At 74.0% G+C, this 15,986-nt stretch carries 17 protein-coding genes; 13 read left to right on the top strand and 4 right to left on the bottom strand.

All coding sequences use genetic code 11. The features are described from left to right. The first annotated feature begins 1 nt into the window (after position 1). From DZA62_RS23625 to DZA62_RS37310, 7 genes are all read left to right on the top strand, one after another. Positions 2 to 880, top strand: coding sequence for a CocE/NonD family hydrolase (locus DZA62_RS23625; RefSeq protein ID WP_198664103.1), 879 nt, complete (start codon positions 2 to 4; stop codon positions 878 to 880). Beyond that, complete coding sequence (locus DZA62_RS23620; RefSeq protein WP_116951408.1) at positions 877 to 2,247, top strand: YcaO-like family protein; 1,371 nt, start codon at positions 877 to 879, stop codon at positions 2,245 to 2,247. The genes DZA62_RS23625 and DZA62_RS23620 overlap by 4 nt, the downstream gene beginning before the upstream one ends. 14 nt (positions 2,248 to 2,261) lie before the next feature. After that, the gene (locus DZA62_RS23615; RefSeq protein ID WP_157987860.1) at positions 2,262 to 3,293 is read left to right on the top strand and encodes a nitroreductase family protein; all 1,032 of its coding nucleotides are present in this window, start codon (positions 2,262 to 2,264) and stop codon (positions 3,291 to 3,293) included. After that, complete coding sequence (locus DZA62_RS23610; protein ID WP_116951406.1) at positions 3,287 to 4,927, top strand: ABC transporter ATP-binding protein/permease; 1,641 nt, start codon at positions 3,287 to 3,289, stop codon at positions 4,925 to 4,927. Before DZA62_RS23615 ends, DZA62_RS23610 begins: the two co-directional genes overlap by 7 nt. After that, positions 4,924 to 6,642: an ATP-binding cassette domain-containing protein gene (locus DZA62_RS23605; RefSeq protein ID WP_116951405.1), complete on the top strand. Its 1,719-nt coding sequence runs from the start codon at positions 4,924 to 4,926 to the stop codon at positions 6,640 to 6,642. Before DZA62_RS23610 ends, DZA62_RS23605 begins: the two co-directional genes overlap by 4 nt. Positions 6,643 to 6,704: 62 nt before the next feature. Beyond that, complete coding sequence (locus tag DZA62_RS23600) at positions 6,705 to 7,157, top strand: YbhB/YbcL family Raf kinase inhibitor-like protein (protein WP_116951404.1); 453 nt, start codon at positions 6,705 to 6,707, stop codon at positions 7,155 to 7,157. Then, on the top strand, positions 7,154 to 7,411 hold the full coding sequence (locus tag DZA62_RS37310) for a DUF6343 family protein (protein ID WP_116951403.1): 258 nt from the start codon (positions 7,154 to 7,156) through the stop codon (positions 7,409 to 7,411). Before DZA62_RS23600 ends, DZA62_RS37310 begins: the two co-directional genes overlap by 4 nt. On the opposite strand, the gene DZA62_RS23590 is transcribed toward DZA62_RS37310, so the two are convergent. Further along, positions 7,408 to 8,070: a dienelactone hydrolase family protein gene (locus DZA62_RS23590; protein ID WP_116951402.1), complete on the bottom strand. Its 663-nt coding sequence runs from the start codon at positions 8,068 to 8,070 to the stop codon at positions 7,408 to 7,410. The two genes, DZA62_RS37310 and DZA62_RS23590, sit on opposite strands and share 4 nt — an antisense overlap. Positions 8,071 to 8,223: 153 nt before the next feature. Here DZA62_RS23590 and DZA62_RS23585 point away from each other — a divergent pair, with 153 nt between their 5' ends. Then, positions 8,224 to 8,496, top strand: a complete 273-nt coding sequence (locus tag DZA62_RS23585; RefSeq protein ID WP_116951542.1) for a DUF1876 domain-containing protein — start codon at positions 8,224 to 8,226, stop codon at positions 8,494 to 8,496. Positions 8,497 to 8,546: 50 nt separating this feature from the next. Here DZA62_RS23585 and DZA62_RS23580 read toward each other — a convergent pair whose 3' ends face one another. Next, positions 8,547 to 9,491 carry an RNA polymerase subunit sigma-70 gene (locus DZA62_RS23580; RefSeq protein ID WP_116951401.1) on the bottom strand — a complete coding sequence of 315 codons (945 nt, stop codon included), beginning with the start codon at positions 9,489 to 9,491 and terminating at the stop codon, positions 8,547 to 8,549. Positions 9,492 to 9,540: 49 nt separating this feature from the next. Here DZA62_RS23580 and DZA62_RS23575 point away from each other — a divergent pair, with 49 nt between their 5' ends. After that, a complete protein-coding gene (locus DZA62_RS23575; RefSeq protein WP_116951400.1) occupies positions 9,541 to 10,185 on the top strand; it encodes a maleylpyruvate isomerase family mycothiol-dependent enzyme in 645 nt (214 codons plus the stop codon). 33 nt (positions 10,186 to 10,218) lie between these two features. Here the strand turns inward: DZA62_RS23575 and DZA62_RS23570 are convergent, their stop codons facing one another. Next, entirely contained in the window at positions 10,219 to 11,190 is a 972-nt protein-coding gene (locus DZA62_RS23570; RefSeq protein WP_116951399.1) for an aldo/keto reductase, read from the bottom strand. Between the two features lie 342 nt (positions 11,191 to 11,532). Next, positions 11,533 to 12,138, bottom strand: coding sequence for a TetR/AcrR family transcriptional regulator (locus DZA62_RS23565; protein WP_116951398.1), 606 nt, complete (start codon positions 12,136 to 12,138; stop codon positions 11,533 to 11,535). A 257-nt stretch (positions 12,139 to 12,395) separates the two neighbouring features. On the opposite strand from DZA62_RS23565, the gene DZA62_RS23560 reads away from it, so the two are divergent. The 4 genes from DZA62_RS23560 to solA all read left to right on the top strand — a co-directional run bounded on the left by DZA62_RS23560 (position 12,396) and on the right by solA (position 15,985). Continuing rightward, complete coding sequence (locus tag DZA62_RS23560) at positions 12,396 to 13,118, top strand: GntR family transcriptional regulator (protein WP_116951397.1); 723 nt, start codon at positions 12,396 to 12,398, stop codon at positions 13,116 to 13,118. Between the two features lie 79 nt (positions 13,119 to 13,197). Further along, positions 13,198 to 13,554 (top strand): cupin domain-containing protein, encoded by a 357-nt coding sequence (locus DZA62_RS23555; protein WP_116951396.1) that lies wholly within the window; start codon positions 13,198 to 13,200, stop codon positions 13,552 to 13,554. Between the two features lie 83 nt (positions 13,555 to 13,637). Beyond that, complete coding sequence (locus tag DZA62_RS35890; protein ID WP_157987859.1) at positions 13,638 to 14,888, top strand: aminotransferase class V-fold PLP-dependent enzyme; 1,251 nt, start codon at positions 13,638 to 13,640, stop codon at positions 14,886 to 14,888. Next, positions 14,885 to 15,985, top strand: coding sequence for an N-methyl-L-tryptophan oxidase (solA, locus tag DZA62_RS23550; RefSeq protein ID WP_157987858.1), 1,101 nt, complete (start codon positions 14,885 to 14,887; stop codon positions 15,983 to 15,985). Before DZA62_RS35890 ends, solA begins: the two co-directional genes overlap by 4 nt. Position 15,986: the final 1 nt, after the last annotated feature.

Below are 15,986 nucleotides of genomic sequence, written 5' to 3'. Positions count from 1 at the left end.
GATGCGTGACGGCGTCGTGCTGCGCGGTGATCTCTGGGAGTGTGCGCGGCCCACCGGTCTCGTCCTCATCCGCACTCCGTACGAGGCGCGTCAGCACGCCTCGACCGCACGGTCCTGGACCGCGCGCGGCTTCAGCTGCCTCGTCCAGGACGTGCGCGGACGATACCGCTCCGCGGGCCGATGGCTGCCCTACGAGCACGAGACCGCCGACGGCGAGGACGTGCTCAGGCAGCTCGGCACCGAGCGGCCGGGGCTGCCCGTCGTCCTCTTCGGCGCGTCCTACGCCGCCCACACCGCGCTCGAGGCCGCACGCGCCGGGACGACCGGCCCGGCCGCGGTCATCGTCCTCGTCCCCGCCCTCGGGCCGGCCGAGACGGCCAGGGACAGTGGCGGCCGGCCACAGATCCGGCACCGCATCGGCTGGTGGCACCAGCACGGCATCGGCTCGCGCTCCAGGCCGGCGTTGCACCCAGGCGAACTCGATCGTCGCACCGAGGACGCCGAGCGCCGCGGCGTCCTGGCCGCGGTGACCGAGTGGGGCTGGCCCGCCGAGGTCGTGGCGGCCTGGGAGCGGCTGTGGCACGCGGACCGCGTCGACATCCGCACACGCTACGGGCAGCTCCGGCAGCCCCTGCTCGTCGTCAGCGGCGACGAGGACTTCTTCCGCGACGACGCCGAGCTGCTCGCCGCGGGCTGGGGCGGCCCCAGCCACCTGGTCACCGGGCCGTGGGGCCACGACCTGCGGGCGCGGATCGCCGCCGCCGGCGGTCCGGGCGCGGCGATCGACGCCTGGCTCGCCGGCAGTGCCGACACCCAGCGGACCCGCTCGGTCTTCGACGACGCCGCGGGTGCGTGGCGGCACGAAAGGACGCCCACATGAGCGCACCGCTCCCCGTCGACGTGCTCGTCGACCCCGAATGCGGTGTCATCCGCTCGGTCCGCGCGGTCCCGCACCCGGAGGGAGCGCCGACGTCGTACCTGGCGCTCACGGCGGCGATCGCCGATGCCCGGCAGCTCGGCGAGTGGCCGGCCGACCGGGTGTCCCTCGGCACCTCCTTCGGCGACGAGGGGCGGGCGCGGATCGCCGCCGTCGCCGAAGGCGTCGAGCGCTACTGCGGCAACTGGCTGCCCGCCGAGCTCCCGCACGAGGAGCTGCGCGTCACGACGGCCGCCGACCTGCGCGGCGCGGGGGAGCGGGTGCTCGGCGGGACCGAGCTGCCGCGCTTCGCGTCGTGGCAGTACGCCCGGACGGGGTTCCCCTACGTGCCTCTCACGGACACGACCGAGACGCTCTGGGCGCGCTGCGCCGAGCTCGACGGCGGCTCCGTCTGGGTCCCGGCGTCGCTCGTGTACCTCAACTGGCGGCAGTCGCGGTTCCGGCACCTGCCGCGCACGCACCACCTCAACTACGCCGGCATCGCGACCGGGCAGGGGGCGGACGACGCCCGCGACCGCGGCGTCCTGGAGGTCGTCGAACGCGACGCGCTCGAGCTGTGGTGGCACCTGGACGGGCCGACGTTCGGCATCGAGCCGGCGAGCGTCCCCGGGCTCGCCGAGAACCTCGCCGGAAGTGAGCTCGAGGTCCACCTCGTCGCGATGCCCTCCGAGTTCGCCCCCGCCGTGGCCGCGCTCGTCCACGACGGCCGGCGCGGCCTCTACGCCGCCGGCTTCTCCGCCGCGCTCGACCCGGCCGAGGCCGCTCGCAAAGCCGTCCTCGAAGCCGTCCACACCTGGATCTACACGCAGGGCTGCACGAGCGCCGACGGGTGGGTGTTCCGGGCGGTCGAGCAGGGGATGATGGCCCGCGGGCTCTACCTGGACTTCCGCGCGGACCGCGCCTACCAGGACGCCGCGGGGGAGCAGTGCGAGAATGTCGTCGATCTCGGCGCGCACGTCCAGCTCTGGCTCGATCCGCGCCTGCACGCCCAGGCACGACGATTCCGGCGACCCGCTCTGGGCCTCCGGCCGCTGGACGCGCTCGCGCCCGTGACCATGGCGGACGTGTACGACCGGCTGGCCCGGCGGGGCCACCGGGTGATCACCCGCGACCTCACCACGGCGGACGTGCGCCGGACGACGCTGCGCGTGGTGCGCACCTTCGTGCCGGGGCTGGTCCCGAACGCGCCGGCCGCGTTCGCCTACCTCGGCATGCCCCGGTTCGGTGCGGCGGCGCGCGAGCGTGGCTGGCGCGACGCGTGGACCGGAGCGGCGGAGGAGTTCACCCTCGTCCCGCCCCCGCACATGTGATGCGCGGATCGCCGGTGCTGCCCGAGCCACTGACGTGGGCCTTCGACGCACGACCGCCGGGGGAGCCGCGTCCACCGGGGCCGCGCGTCAACCCCTGGGCCGCCGCGGGGGCCCTGCGCGTCGAGCCGTCGCCGCGAGAGCGGGCCCTTCTCGACGGCATGTGGCGTGCCGACGGCGTCCACCGGCGTGCCGACGGCACCGCGACGACGATCGGGAGGCGTCCGGTGCCCTCGGCCGGCGCCGCCTACCCCGTGCAGACGCACCTGGTCGTCGGGGCCGGAGAAGCGCTCGCTCCGGGACGCTACGTCCACGACCACGAGAGCGGGCTGCTCCGGCGCCGGGACCCCGATGCGGACGCGGCTGCCGGCTGGGACCGTCCGGGCCGCCCCCGGGAAGGGACCCGCCTCGTCCTCACGGTCCAGCCCGGGCGGAGCTTCGGCCGGTACCGGCAGCGTGCCTGGCCGCTGTGGATCGCCGATGCCGCCTACGCCCTGGCCGCCGCGGAGTTCCTGCTGGCCGCCCCCGGACTCGTGGTTCGGCTCGGCCCGGGCGCCGGGCTGCGCTCACTGCTCGCGGTGCCCCGGGCCGGCCATGCGCAGCGGTGGCTCGCGCGCGGGCTCGTGCCCGAGATCCCGCTCGCGGCGCTCGACCTGCCCCCGTCCTGGACCGTCGATGCCGAGCGGAGCCGTGCTCTCCGGCGGCGGCGTTCCCCGCCGATCGCCGAGTTCCGCGCCGCCGGGCCGGGTCAGGACGCCGCGCACGCCGAGCGTCTGGCGGGAGCCTCCGGACAGGACTGGGTGCGCGGCGCCGCCCGGCTGCGATCGTGGTCGGTCTCGACGACGGCCTCGGCCGCGGAGCTCGCCACGGCGCTCTGGCGGGCGCACCGCACCGCCGCCGCCGGCTGTTACGCGAGCGCGCTCTCCGAGCGGTGGCGTTGCCGCCCCGTCTCGGGTTTCAGCGCGGGAGCGGACGGCTGCTGGACCATCCACGCCCTGGCCTGCCTGCCCGGGCCGTGCCCACCCGGGAAGGAGACCGGCGCATGCTGATCGTCGGGCAGCTCTGGCGCGAGGCGGCTCGCCTCCCCGCCGCGGCGGGGCTCAGCGTCGCGCTGCTCGTCCTGGTTCTCGCCGCGCACATCGCACAGGCCGTCGCGATCGCGTGGTCGATGGCGGCCGTGCTGAGCGGCCGGCCCGACGACGTCGTGGCCGCGCTGCTGCTCATCGCCGGGATCGCGGTCCTGCGACTGCTGCTGTCGCTCGCGCAGACGGCCGCGGCGACCCGGCTCGGCGGGCAGGTCCGGCAGGCGTTGCGCCGCCGCGCGCTGCTGGCGTCGCTCGTGCCAGGACGGTTGCACGACACCGGGGCACGCGACGGCGCCGTGCGGGCGAGCCTCGGCGACGGCATCGACGGCACCGACGCCTACGTGTCGAAGTACCTTCCCGCCGTCGCCCAGCTCGTCATCGTCAGCCCTGTCGTGGTCGCCGTCATCGCGCTGCTCTCGCCGCCGGCCGCCGTGGGCGTGGCCGGCGGCGTGCTGGTCGCGGTGCTCGGGCCGATGGCGTGGAAGCGGATGATGGCCCGACGCGGACTCGACCACTGGGACAGCTACGAGGGTCTCGGCGCCGACCTGCTCGAGTCACTGCGCGGGATGGCCACCCTGCGCGCGCTGGGCGACGTCTCCGGCACCCGGCGGCGGCTGGACGCGCGCTCCGAGGCGCTGCGCCGCGCGACGGAGCGGGTCATGCGCGCCTCTCTGGCCGAGACCGCCGTGACGGACTTCGCCGTGCAGGCCGGCGTGGTCGCCGCCGTGGTCGCGGCGCTCGCCGACGCGGTGTCCGGGCGAGCGCCGGCCTTCGAGGTCTACCTCGTCCTGCTCCTCGCGTCCGAGGCGTTCCGGCCGATCCGGGACCTGTCCAGGCACTGGCACTCCGGGTTCCTCGGGCTGACGGCGATCCCCGGGCTCACCGCGCTCGGCGCGTTCGACGCCGAGCGGGGACACCCGGCCGGCGCGCCGTCACCCGGTGACGGTCCCGCGGAGACACTGAGCGTGTCGGGCCTGCGTTTCCGTTACCCCGGCGGCCAGGCGGCCGTGGTGGACGGGCTCGACCTGACCGCGCGCCGCGGCGCGCTCAGCGCGATCGCCGGGCCGTCCGGCTCCGGCAAATCGACCCTCTTCGATCTGCTCCTCGGCTTCCTCACCCCCGAGGCGGGCCGGATCGACCTCGACGGACGGCCGCTGCGCAGCGCGGATGTCGCCGTCGTCGCCCAACGTCCCGTGCTCTTCGCCGGAACGATCCGCGAGAACCTCCTCGTCGCCGCCACGGAAGCGGACGACGAGAGCCTCGTGGCCGCCTGCCGCGCCGCCGGGATCCTGCCCGAGATCCACGCGCTGCCCGGCGGTTTCGACGCCGAGGTGGCCGAGGCCGGCGCGAGCCTCTCCGGCGGGCAACGGCAGCGGCTGGCCCTGGCCAGAGCCCTGCTCGCGCGACGTCCCGTCCTCCTGGTGGACGAACCGACCAGCGCGCTCGACACGGCACGCGCCGCGGACGTGATCGAGACGCTGCACGCGGTGGCGCGGGAGCGCATCGTGATCATGATCAGCCACCGGCCGGAGTCGCTCGCCGGCGTGCCCAGCGTGCTGCGGCTGCGCGACGGCCGCCTCGAGAGGAGCGCGCCGTGAACGCAGCGTCCGCCCTCCGCTCCTTCCGCCGCCTGCTGCCCGCGCTGCGCCCCGAGTGGCGCGGCATGGTCGGGAGCTACCTCGTCGGCACCGCGAGCGCACTCGGGCTCGCCGCCATCGCGGTCCTCACGGCCTGGGCGGTGGGCCATGCCGTGGCCGAACGGCGCTGGCCCGATCCGGCCTGGTGGGTGCTGGTCGTCGGGCTCGTGCTGCTGAGGACGCTGCTCACCTGGCGGGAGATGGACGTCTCGCACTCCCTCGCCTACCGGGTGCTCGCCCGCTTGCGGATGGCGCTGTTCGACGCGTACGCGCGCAGCGTTCCGGCCCGGCGGCACGAGCACTCCGGCCGTGCGGCGGCGACCGCGATGGGCGACATCGAGAAGCTCGAGTTCTTCTACGCGCACACCATCGCGCAGCTGGGCAGCTCGCTCACGGTGTTCGCGGTCGCGCTCCTCACCACGACGATGCTCCTGCCCGAGGCCGCGCTCGTCGTCGCGGCCGGAGGCGCGATCGTCACCACGACGAGCCTGTACGGCGCCCGGGCCATCCGGCGGGCCGGAGCGGGGGAGCAGCGCGAGCGGGAGGAGCTCTCGGCCCGGATCGTCGACGCCTTCGCCGGCCTTCGCGAGGTTCTCGGCTACGGTCTCGCCCCGCGAATCGTCGCGGATGCGGACGCCGCCACCAGGCGGGCGACGGCCGTCGCCCGCAGACGGGAACTGCTCACCCAGCTCATCGCCGGGGCGCGTGAGCTCATCGTCACCGCGGTCGTCATCGGCGTCATCGCCGTCGGTGCCGCGGCGGCCGGCATCATCGCCGGAGCCGGCGGGTCGCGCCTCTCGCCGGCCGTCCTGCCCGCACTCGTCGCGCTCGCCGTCGCCGGCGTCACCGCCGTCGCCGACGCGACGACCACGCTCACCCAGATCCACCCGCTCACCGCCGGCGCCGAACGGGTCGGCACGGCGATCGCCCGCCCACCCGTCGTCACCGTCCCCGGCGATCCCGTGCCGGTTCCGGGCGGCCCGCTCGGGCTGCGATTCCGCGACGTGTCCTTCAGCTACGACGACGCGCAGCCGACGCTCGTCGCCTGGTCGGCCGAGCTCGCCCCGAGCGAGCACGTCGGCCTCGCCGGTTCGTCCGGAGCGGGCAAGAGCACGCTCATCGCACTCGCCGCCCGGCTCTGGGATCCCTCGGCGGGAGCGGTCGAGCTCGTCGGCGCCGACGGCACGGCCACGCCGATCGCCGGCCTCGACGACGCCTCGTTCCGCGCCGCGGTCGCCCTCGTCGAGCAGGACGCCAGGCTCTTCCACGGCACTCTCCGCGACAACCTCCTGCGCGGGACCGATCCGCGGCCGGACGCGGAACTCACCGCCGTCCTCGATCGCGTGGGCGCGACCGGCTGGATCGCTCTCGACGACGAGCTGGGCGAGGGCGGCCTCCGGTTGTCCGGCGGCCAGCAGGCCCGGCTCTGCCTCGCCCGCGCCCTCGTCCGGCGACCGCGCATCCTCCTCGTCGACGAGGTCACCGCGAGCCTCGACCCGGACACCGAGCGCGCCGTCTCCGACGTGATCGCGGCGTTCGACGGCACCGTCCTGATGGCCTCACACCGGCAGCAGACCCTCGCCAGAGTCCACCGCGTCGTCCGGGTCGATCGGACGGCTCCCGGCGCCGCGCCGCCCCAGGACGTGGAGGGAGGCCGCACGGTGGTTTGGCGGTGATCGGCGTGGGTACGCAGGGCGTGTCCGCCCGCAGCTCAGGCGGACGTGAGGAGGTCGCTCTCATGGCCGCCATCGAACTTCGCAGTCCAGCCTTCACCGACCACTCGCCGATTCCCGGCCGTCACGGCCACGCGGGCGAGAACGTGTCACCGTCATTGGAGTGGGTCGGCGTTCCGGCCGAAGCGACGGAGTTGCTGCTGCTGTGCGAAGATCCGGATGCCCCCGGCGGGCACTTCCTCCACTGGCTCGTGACGGGTGTCGACGCGCATTCCGCGGGAGTCGCTGAGCAGCGGAAGCCGGTGGGCGGCCGCGAGTGGCGCAACGACTTCGGCGAGGTCGGGTGGGGCGGCCCCGCGCCGCCGCCCGGCGACGAACCGCACCGCTTCGTCTTCCGGCTCTACGCGCTGTCCGGGCCGGCGGCTCTCCCGGACGACCCCACGGTCGAGGACGTGTACCGAGCCGCCGACGCGGCGGCGATCGAACGCGGCACGCTGGTGGGGCTCTTCCGGCGGTGAATCGTCCGGGCTCGCGGGCCCATGAGCCGACGGGCAGGGAACCTGCCGAGGCCAGGTCCGCGTACGGTCTCCGGCTCGCCTTCGCGCTGGTGGGCCTCGTGCTGGGCACCGCCGGGATGCTCGTGTTCGGCCCCGGGGCCGCCGATGACGACGGCGCGGCGCGGGTGTGGTGGCTGATGCTGAGTGCCCTCTTCGCCGTGACCGCGGCGGTGGACATCGTCGTGATCGCCCGTCGCCGCCGGCGCGATCACTAGGCGGTGTCTCGGGTCCCGAGGTGGGTGATGAACCAGTCGCCCGCCAGCCGGGCGACCTCGTCGAGGGCCCCGGGTTCTTCGAACAGGTGCCCGGCGCCCGGCACGATCACCATCCGCCGGACGCAGCGCATCGTCCGCAGCGCGTCCTGGCTGAGCCCGATCACGGGCTCGTCGTCACCGCCGACGATGAGCAGGGTGGGAGCGTCGACGTCGGCGAGGTGGCCGGTGGCCAGGTCGGGGCGGCCGCCCCTGGAGACGACGGCGGCGACCCGGCCGCGGGATCGGGCGGCGGCGATCAGCGCGGCGGCGGCGCCGGTGCTGGCACCGAAGTAGCCGATCGGCAGGCCCTCGGCCGAGGGTTCGCCGGCCAGCCACCGGCCGGCCAGCTCGAGCCGCCCGGCCAGCAGGCCGACGTCGAAGCGGTACTCGCCGGTGGTGAGGTCGTCGCGCCCCTCGGTCTCGGTGAGCAGGTCGGTGAGCATGGTCGCCAGCCCGCGCTGCCGCAGCGCCAGGGCGACCCTCCGGTTCCGGGGGCTCCGCCGGCTGCTGCCGCTGCCGTGGGCGAAGAGCACGATGCCCTGTGCCCGTGCGGGCACGGTGAGGTCGGCGTGGACGACACCCCCGCCCGGGACGGGGATGGTGACCGGCCGCTCGCTCATCTCGCTGTCACCTCGCGCTTCCCGGATCCGCGGAGTCTCTGGACGTGCCCGAAGCCGTTTGGTCGATTCTGCCGCGGGTATGCGCAGATCGAGAGCCGGCAGCAGGGCGTGAGCGGCGCTCCACCCCGCTCACTGATCGTGGGAGTCGCGATGATGCAGGGACAGCAATGGACGGTCGAGGTGGTCATCGACGAGCACCACGACGATCGGATGACGCATGCGGAGGCACGGCTGCAGGCACCGGGGCGGCCGGCGACGGCGGGTGTCGGGCGGGCCCGGCGCAACCCGGACGACCCCGAGGTGCCGCGCATCGGCGACGAGCTGGCGGTCGCGCGGGCCCTGTTCGATCTCGCGCACCAACTACTCGACGTGGCCGCCGGCGACATCGAGGTGGCCACCCACGAGAAGGCCCACCTGCACCGTTGACGACGGCTCGGCCGGACGCGGCCAAGCCGAACGGCCCTCAGCGACGTGGTTCAGAGACCGAAGGCGTCGAGGACGGTGGCGTCCAGGAACGACGTGAGGCCGCTGATCCGGCCGTCGCGGGTGTCGAGGACGGTGAGGGACCAGGGCTCGTGCGGCGCACCCGGTTCCGGGCCGAGCCAGAACGCGACGGCGGGCCGGGCGTTGGCGCGAACGAGCCGGTACTGCCAGCTCGGGCAGCGCGGCGACATCGGGACCGCCGCGGCGAACTCCGTGACGGCGCGGCGGCCCTGGTACCAGTGCGGCAGCGGCGGCATCGCCCAGGTGACGTCGTCGGTGAGCAGGGCGACGAACCCGTCGAGGTCGCCGTCCTGGAGGGCGGCGGCGAACCGGCGCGCGAGCGCGATCGCCGCCTCGTCGTCGTGCTCGGGCGGGTCGTCGCCGAGACGTGCGGCGAGCAGCCGCCGCGCGCGGGCCAGCGCCGAGTTCACCGAGGTCGTGGACGTGCGCATCATCGTCGCGATCTCCGCCACGGGGAAGCCGAGCACGTCGAAGAGCAGCAGCGCCGCCCGCTGATTGCCCGGCAGGTGCTGCAGTGCGGCGACGAACGCCAACTCGACGGCGTTGCGGCGCCCGTACACGTCGGCGGGATCGTCGGGAAAAGGTCCCAGCCAGGCGGTCTCGGCCGCCGGCATTGAGTCTTCGACCCGCTCGCTGGCCGGAGTGAGGTCGATCGGCAGCGCTCGCCGGCCGCGCGCGGCGGTGGCGTCGATGCACACCCGCGTCGCGATGGTGTACAGCCAGGTGCGCAGCGTGCTGCGGCCCTCGAACCGCTCCATCCCGCGCCATGCCCGCAGCAGCGTCTCCTGCACGGCGTCGTCGGCGTCGTGGACCGAGCCCAGCATGCGGTAGCAGTGCGCACGTAGCCCGCTCACCAGCGGCGCGACGAGCCGCTCGAAGTCGCCGGAGATCTCACCCACGCGCGACGATTCTGCCATCGCGCGGCGGTCTCATCGGGTGACGGACCCACACTCCCGAGAGGACTCCATGATCCGCCGCACCGATCTCTGGCCGCTGATCCACGCCGAGCGGGCCCGGCTCGCCGACGACCTCGCCGGCCTGACCGAGAGCCGCTGGGACACCCCGTCGCTGTGCGACGGCCTCAGCGTCCGCGAGGTTCTCGCCCACCTGACCTCCGGCGCCTCCCTGACCGGCCTGCGCTGGCTGGCCGGTGTGATCCGCTGCCGCTTCGACTTCGACCGCCAGGTGGCGATGCGCCTGGCGGAGGAGCTGGGCGACTCCGCCGCCGAGACCCTGGCCCGGTTCCGGCGGGTCGTGCCCAGTACGACGAGTCCGCCGCTGCCGCGGATCGCGATGCTGGGCGAGGTGATCGTGCACGGCGAGGACATCCGCCGGCCGCTGGGCATCGCCGGGCATCAGCCGGTCGGCGCCGTCACCCGCGTCGCCGAGTACTACAGCCGGTCCAACCAGATGGTCGCCGCCAAGGACCACGTCGCCGGCCTGCGCCTGGCCGCCGCCGACGGCCCGTTCACCGCCGGCGACGGCCTGCTCGTCGAGGGGCCGACCGTCGCGCTCGTCATGGCCATGACCGGCCGCCACGCCTTCCTCGACGACCTCTCCGGCGACGGCGTCGAGGTGCTGCGCGAGCGGGTCATCGCAGGACGCCGATGAGCTCATGCCTCCTCGCCCGTGCCGCCCGGCCGGTCAGCGGTCGATGGCGGCCATGTTGGCCTCGTCGAAGCGGTCACCGGAGGCCGGGGCCAGGCCGTTCAGGCGGGCGACCTGGCCGGCGGTGAGCCCGACGCCGACGACGGCGGTGTTCTCCTCGACCCGGGCGACGCGCTTGGTGCCGGGGATGGGGGCGATGTCGTCGCCCTGGGCGAGCAGCCAGGCCAGCGCGACCTGGGCGGGCGTCGCCTCGACCTCGGCGGCGACCTCGCGGACCTCGTCGACGATGCGCAGGTTGCGCTCGAGGTTGCCGCCGGTGAAACGCGGGTTGGTGCGGCGCCAGTCGTCGGCGTCGAGGCCGTCCAGGGAACGGATGTTCCCGGTGAGGAAGCCGTGGCCGAGCGGGGAGTAGGGCACGAGGCCGATCCCCAGTTCGCGCAGCACCGGCAGCACCTCGGCCTCGGGGTCGCGCGTCCACAGCGAGTACTCGGACTGGACCGCGGCCACCGGGTGGACGGCGTGCGCCCGGCGGATCGTCGCCGGGCCTGCCTCGGACAGGCCGATGTGGCGCACCTTGCCCTCGCTCACCAGTTCGGCCAGCGCCCCCACGGTCTCCTCGATAGGCGTGCCGGGGTCGACCCGGTGCTGGTAATACAGGTCGATGTGGTCGGTCCCGAGGCGGCGCAGCGACCCCTCCACGGCCAGGCGGATGTTGGCCGGGGTGCTGTCCGGTCCCAGGCGGCCGGTGTGGGAGACGAGGCCGAACTTGGTGGCCAGCACGACCTCGTCGCGACGGCTCCGGACGGCCCGGCCCACCAGCTCCTCGTTGGTGTACGGGCCGTACAGCTCGGCGGTGTCGAGGTGCGTGACCCCGAGATCGAGGGCGCGGTGGATCGTCCGGACCGACTCGTCGTCGGTGCGGCCGGCGCCGGTGTAGAACGCCGACATCCCCATGGCGCCGAGGCCGATGCGCGAGACCTCGAGGTCTCCGAGCGAACTGGTCTTCATCGTGCCGACTTCCCTTCCCTGGAATGCATCCGGTCGGTTCGCCGCGGTCTGCGCGACGCTCTCGGTGAGAACCCCGGCTCGGACGACTTCTATTCCAAGCGGTACAAAAAGCGGCTTCGCGCTGAGTCGGCCGTCGGGAGGTCGGCGGCGGGAGGCGAGCCTCTGGATGAGTGAGTCCGTCGGCCGGGGTGGTGGGGCACCGGTGATCATCGACGATCGCTTACAACACCAGGCGTTCTCCCGCTCCACCAGGCATGCCTCGTGATGTGCCGGAACGCCTCAAGAAGGCCCGTTCGCCCCTCCAGTCGACCGGAGTGGCGAGCCTCATGCGGACTCACTCGGTCAGGGAAGCCAGTGGCGCAGTGCGGTGTCGGCGATGTCGTCGAGCTCGTCGTGACCGAGGCCGTTGGCCGCCTGGACGGCGATGCCGAACGCCACGGTCATGATGTAGCGGGCGAGTCGCATGGGGTCGGCGTCGCGCGGGAGGTCGCCCTCGTCGACCGCACGCCGGAAGCGCTCCTCGAGGTGCAGGCCCGCCACGTTGCGCCAGTCGACGAGCGCGTCGTGCGCGGGCCGGCTTCCCTCGCTCGACGCCAGGGCACCCTGTACCGTCAGGCAGCCGGTGGGACGGTCGGGAAGTGTCGTGGTGCGGGCCGCTCCGTGGAGGATCGCCGCGGCCACGTCTCGTGCGGTCGGCTCCTGCAGGGCGCGCGTCGCGTAGGAGGCGGGCCCTTCGGCGTAGCGCTCGAGCGCCTTGCGGAACAGCTGCTCCTTGTTGCCGAAGGCCGCGTACATGCTCGGCTTGGTGATGCCCATGGCGCTGGTGAGGTCGGTGAGGCTCGCTCCCTCGTAGCCCCGCTCCCAGAACACCCGCACGGCGCGCTCGAGCGCCTCGTCGACGTCGAAGCCCCTGGGCCGGCCGATGACGGCACCGCGAGAACCAGCCATGCCCCGATTCTACCCTTCGGTACCGATCGGAATTGAAGTCGAGCGAAGGTCGTCCCCATGGGTCAGCGGCCACTGTCATGACTGGTCGCGGCGCCGGAGCGGGCAGACCCCGACCCTGGAGATCGTCGGGGCATCGCCAGGCGCCGTCGGGCTCTTCCACAAAGGGCCGCGACGCACGCGACTGGATCCAAGACCTGGCGTTTCGGATTCGCTACGATTTCCGTGAGTCCGGGACACAGAGGGGAGCGAGACCGCGGATGCCTGACACCGCCGATCTGAATGGCGAGGAGAAGACCGGTCGCGCACTGGTCGACGACCTCGCGAGCCGCATCCGCGACCGGGTGATGTCCGGCGAGATCCCCATCGGCGCGCAGTTGCGGCAGGCCGAGCTGGCCGCCGACTTCGGCGTGAGCCGCACGCCCGTGCGGGAGGCCCTGCGTCAGCTGCAGAGCGGCGGCCTCATCGAAGTGCAACCCAATCGTGGCGCCGTCGTGCGGGTGCCCGCACCCTGGGAGGTCCGTGAGGCCTACGAGGTGCGCGCGCAGCTGGAGGCGCTCGCGGCCGCGCGCGCGGTGGGCCGGGTCACCCAGGACCAGCTCGAGCAGCTGCGCCGGGCGAACCAGGAGATGTACGACAACTCCCTCGCCGAGAGCCAGGGGCAGGCGGCCGGCCTTCCGGTCAGCCGGCTGGGCAACGACCGCTTCCACACGCTGATCGCCGAGATCTCCGGCAACGCGCGCCTCGCCAAGGTCGTCAACGACATCAACGAGCTCTTCCCTCGCAACGTCTCGGCGCAGCTCATCGTGAACGACGCGCGTCACCGCGACGAGAACTATCGCGAGCACGAGCGGATCGTCGAGGCCTTCGCAGCCGGCGACACCGACAAGGCGGCCGCCGAGATGCGCGAGCACGTGGTCAAGGCGGGGGACCAGCTGGCCGAGTGGTACGAGAAGCGGTCGTCGACGGTCTTCCGCGGCTGACGGATTGGATCCCACAGTCAAGAGATTGGATTCGATGCGGATAGGGTAGGCGCACCCTTCGAGTGAACGGGAGCCTGCCATGACCGCTGTGAACCGACCTCTCGACGCCACCGGCCTGGATGAGAAGCCGCTGGGTCCGCCGAGTGCCGAGCCGCTCGACGGCGACGTCCTCGTGCGCAGCCGGGTCGACTTCGCCAATGACGACCGGACGGTCGTCTCCGGCATCTGGGAGAGCGAGCCCGGCCGTTCGCGGTGGGAGTTCCTCACTCGCGGCGAGATCATCCATGTCGTCGCCGGGCGGATGACCGTCCAGCGCGACGGTGAGGCGCCGGTCGAGGTCGCCGCAGGCACCACCGCCTACTTCCCGATCGGGTGGTGCGGCGTCTGGACCGTGCATGAGCGCCTGCGCAAGGTCTATGTCGTCTACAAGTCCTGAGCTCGCCCGCGTGGGCTTCGCCACAGATGCAGATTGGATCCACTTGTGTTAGATTTGGATCCTCAGCGGAAGGGCGATGCGAGATGGATTCGATCGAGGCGGCACCTGCCACCGCCCTCGGCACACAGACGCCGATCGACGTCGTGGCCGAGCGAGCGCGCACCGTCGGCGCGGGTCTGTCCCACCACCTGAACGCGGCGGGCGCCGCGCTGCCGTCGACCGGCGTGGTGACGGCCGTCGTCGATCACCTGCGGCTCGAAGAGCGCAACGGCGGGTACGAGGCCGCGGTCGCGGTCCGCGAGCGCAGCGAGGACGTCTACACGGCGGCGGCGCGGCTGATCGGCGCCCGTGCTCACGAGATCGCCCTCTTCGACAGCGCCTCGACGGGCCTGCGGGTGCTCGTCGACGCGCTGCGGCCCGCGCCGGGAGAGCGGATCGTCGCCGCGAGCACGACGTACGTCAGCCACGCGATGCACCTCATGACGCTCGCCCGCGAGCACGACGTCGAGCTCGTCATCGCGCCGGTCGACGCCCAGCGCATGATGGACCTCGGCGCCCTCGACGCGCTGCTGGCCGACGGTCGGCCGTCGCTGATCACCGTCTCGCACATCCCGACGTCGTCCGGGCTGGTCGAGCCGGCCGAGGGCATCGGCGAGATCGCCCGGCGCCATGGGGCGACCTACCTGCTCGACGCGACGCAGTCCGTGGGGCATCTCGATGTCGATGTCGACGCCATCGGCTGCGATGCGCTGGTGACGACGGGCCGCAAGTTCCTCCGCGGCCCGCGCGGCACCGGGTTCGCCTACGTCCGTGAGTCGCTGCTGGACCGGCTCACGCCCACGGCGCCCGACGTGCGCGGGGCCGAATGGGTGTCGGCGTCCGGCTGGGAGCTCAGCGCGACCGCGCGCCGGTTCGAGTCGTGGGAGAGCGCCATCGCCGCCCGGCTCGGCCTCGGGGTCGCTCTGCGGGAGGCCATCGCGCGCTCGCCGCAGAGCACCGAACGGTGGCTGCGGGCACGCGCGGAGCTGCTGCGCTCGGCCCTCGCCGACGTCGCGGGCGTGACGGTCGCCGACCCGGGGCGAGTAGCGTCGGCCATCGTGACCTTCGTGATCGACGGTCTCGAGTGCCGCGCGGTCGTCGACGCGCTCGCCGCGCGCAACGTCCGGGTCGTGGCGGTGCCCGCCACCCACGGCCAGTGGGATCTCGGCGCCAGGGCGCTGCCCGCCGTCGTGCGCGCGTCCCTGCACGTCTACAACGACGACGACGACATCGACGCGCTGGTCGACGGTGTGCGGTCGATCGCCGCCGCCCGCAACGGGGGGACGAGCGGGTGACACGAGCGCCGGACGAGGCGGACGTCATCGTCGTCGGCCTCGGCATCCACGGCACCGCCGCCGCCGCGAGCCTCGCGCGACGAGGCCGCCGGGTCGTCGCGCTGGAGCGCTTCGCGCCGGGACACGCGCGCGGCTCTTCGCACGGACACACGCGGATGATCAGACGCGCCTATCCGAACCCCGCCTGGAACGAGTTCGTCGACCGGGCGTTCGCGGGGTGGGCGGCGCTCGAGGCGGAAGCCGGCCGGCGCCTCGTGCACCGCACCGGCGGCCTCTACGCCCACCGCGGCGCCGCCCGGCTGCAGGGCCCGGAGTGTGTGGTCGTCGACGACCCCGGCGCACTGGCGCGCCGCATGCCAGGGTTCGTCGTCCCCGACGGCTGCCAGGCCGTCTACGATCCGGCCGCGGGCGTGCTCGAGGCCGCCCAGGCGATCGCGGCCCTGCGCCGCGCCGCCGTGGCTCGCGGTGCGGACCTGCGCCACGGCGTCCACGTGCGCGGCTGGGAGCCGGCGGCGAGCGGCGTCCGCGTCGCGACCGACGACGGCGTGCTGACCGCGTCGCGTCTGGTGATCGCCGCGGGCAGCTGGTCCGGGCGGCTGGTGCCGTCGCTGGCGCCGTCGCTGGACGTCTGGCGGATCCTCACCCTGACGGTCGCCGCGGGCCAGCCGGCCGGGCTGCCGCCGAACCTCGGCGCGTTCTCCGTCGACCGGCCCGAAGGGCTGGTGTTCGGCCTGCCGGACGCCGGCGGCCACGGGGTCAAGATCGGCGTCGACGCCGGGCCGAGCTGGGACCCGGAGGAGCCGCCGGCGCCTGCGACGCCGAGTGAGATCGACGAGTTGCGCGAGCTGCTGGCCGGCTACGTGCCGGGGCTCGACACGACGCCGGTCGAGGCCACCGCCTGCCTGTACACGATGACCGAGGACCGGCGGTTCGTCATCGGCCCGCTCGCGGGTGCTCCCGAGGTCGTGGTGGCGGCCGCCTGCTCCGGACACGGCTTCAAGTTCGGGCCGGCCGTCGGCGAGGCCGTCGCGGACCTGTGCGACGGCGTCCCGCGGCCCGATCTGGACTTCGTGTCGACGGCACGACGGGGGTTGTGAG

Source organism: Jiangella endophytica, from assembly GCF_003427025.1.
Taxonomy (GTDB): Bacteria; Actinomycetota; Actinomycetes; order Jiangellales; family Jiangellaceae; genus Jiangella; species Jiangella endophytica.
Note: the sequence above shows the minus strand (reverse complement) of the source record. Positions and strands in the feature narration are given on the sequence as shown.

Excerpts from the sequence above, each read along its gene's own strand:
- DZA62_RS23560 (WP_116951397.1), top strand. The coding sequence starts at position 12,396 with ATGCCTGACACCGCCGATCTGAATGGCGAGGAGAAGACCGGTCGCGCA.
- DZA62_RS23580 (WP_116951401.1), bottom strand. The coding sequence starts at position 9,491 with ATGGCAGAATCGTCGCGCGTGGGTGAGATCTCCGGCGACTTCGAGCGG.
- DZA62_RS23575 (WP_116951400.1), top strand. The coding sequence starts at position 9,541 with ATGATCCGCCGCACCGATCTCTGGCCGCTGATCCACGCCGAGCGGGCC.
- DZA62_RS23610 (WP_116951406.1), top strand. The coding sequence starts at position 3,287 with ATGCTGATCGTCGGGCAGCTCTGGCGCGAGGCGGCTCGCCTCCCCGCC.
- DZA62_RS23570 (WP_116951399.1), bottom strand. The coding sequence starts at position 11,190 with ATGAAGACCAGTTCGCTCGGAGACCTCGAGGTCTCGCGCATCGGCCTC.
- DZA62_RS35890 (WP_157987859.1), top strand. The coding sequence starts at position 13,638 with ATGGATTCGATCGAGGCGGCACCTGCCACCGCCCTCGGCACACAGACG.
- DZA62_RS23590 (WP_116951402.1), bottom strand. The coding sequence starts at position 8,070 with ATGAGCGAGCGGCCGGTCACCATCCCCGTCCCGGGCGGGGGTGTCGTC.
- DZA62_RS23555 (WP_116951396.1), top strand. The coding sequence starts at position 13,198 with ATGACCGCTGTGAACCGACCTCTCGACGCCACCGGCCTGGATGAGAAG.
- DZA62_RS23585 (WP_116951542.1), top strand. The coding sequence starts at position 8,224 with ATGCAGGGACAGCAATGGACGGTCGAGGTGGTCATCGACGAGCACCAC.
- DZA62_RS23565 (WP_116951398.1), bottom strand. The coding sequence starts at position 12,138 with ATGGCTGGTTCTCGCGGTGCCGTCATCGGCCGGCCCAGGGGCTTCGAC.
- DZA62_RS23625 (WP_198664103.1), top strand. The coding sequence starts at position 2 with ATGCGTGACGGCGTCGTGCTGCGCGGTGATCTCTGGGAGTGTGCGCGG.
- DZA62_RS23620 (WP_116951408.1), top strand. The coding sequence starts at position 877 with ATGAGCGCACCGCTCCCCGTCGACGTGCTCGTCGACCCCGAATGCGGT.
- DZA62_RS23600 (WP_116951404.1), top strand. The coding sequence starts at position 6,705 with ATGGCCGCCATCGAACTTCGCAGTCCAGCCTTCACCGACCACTCGCCG.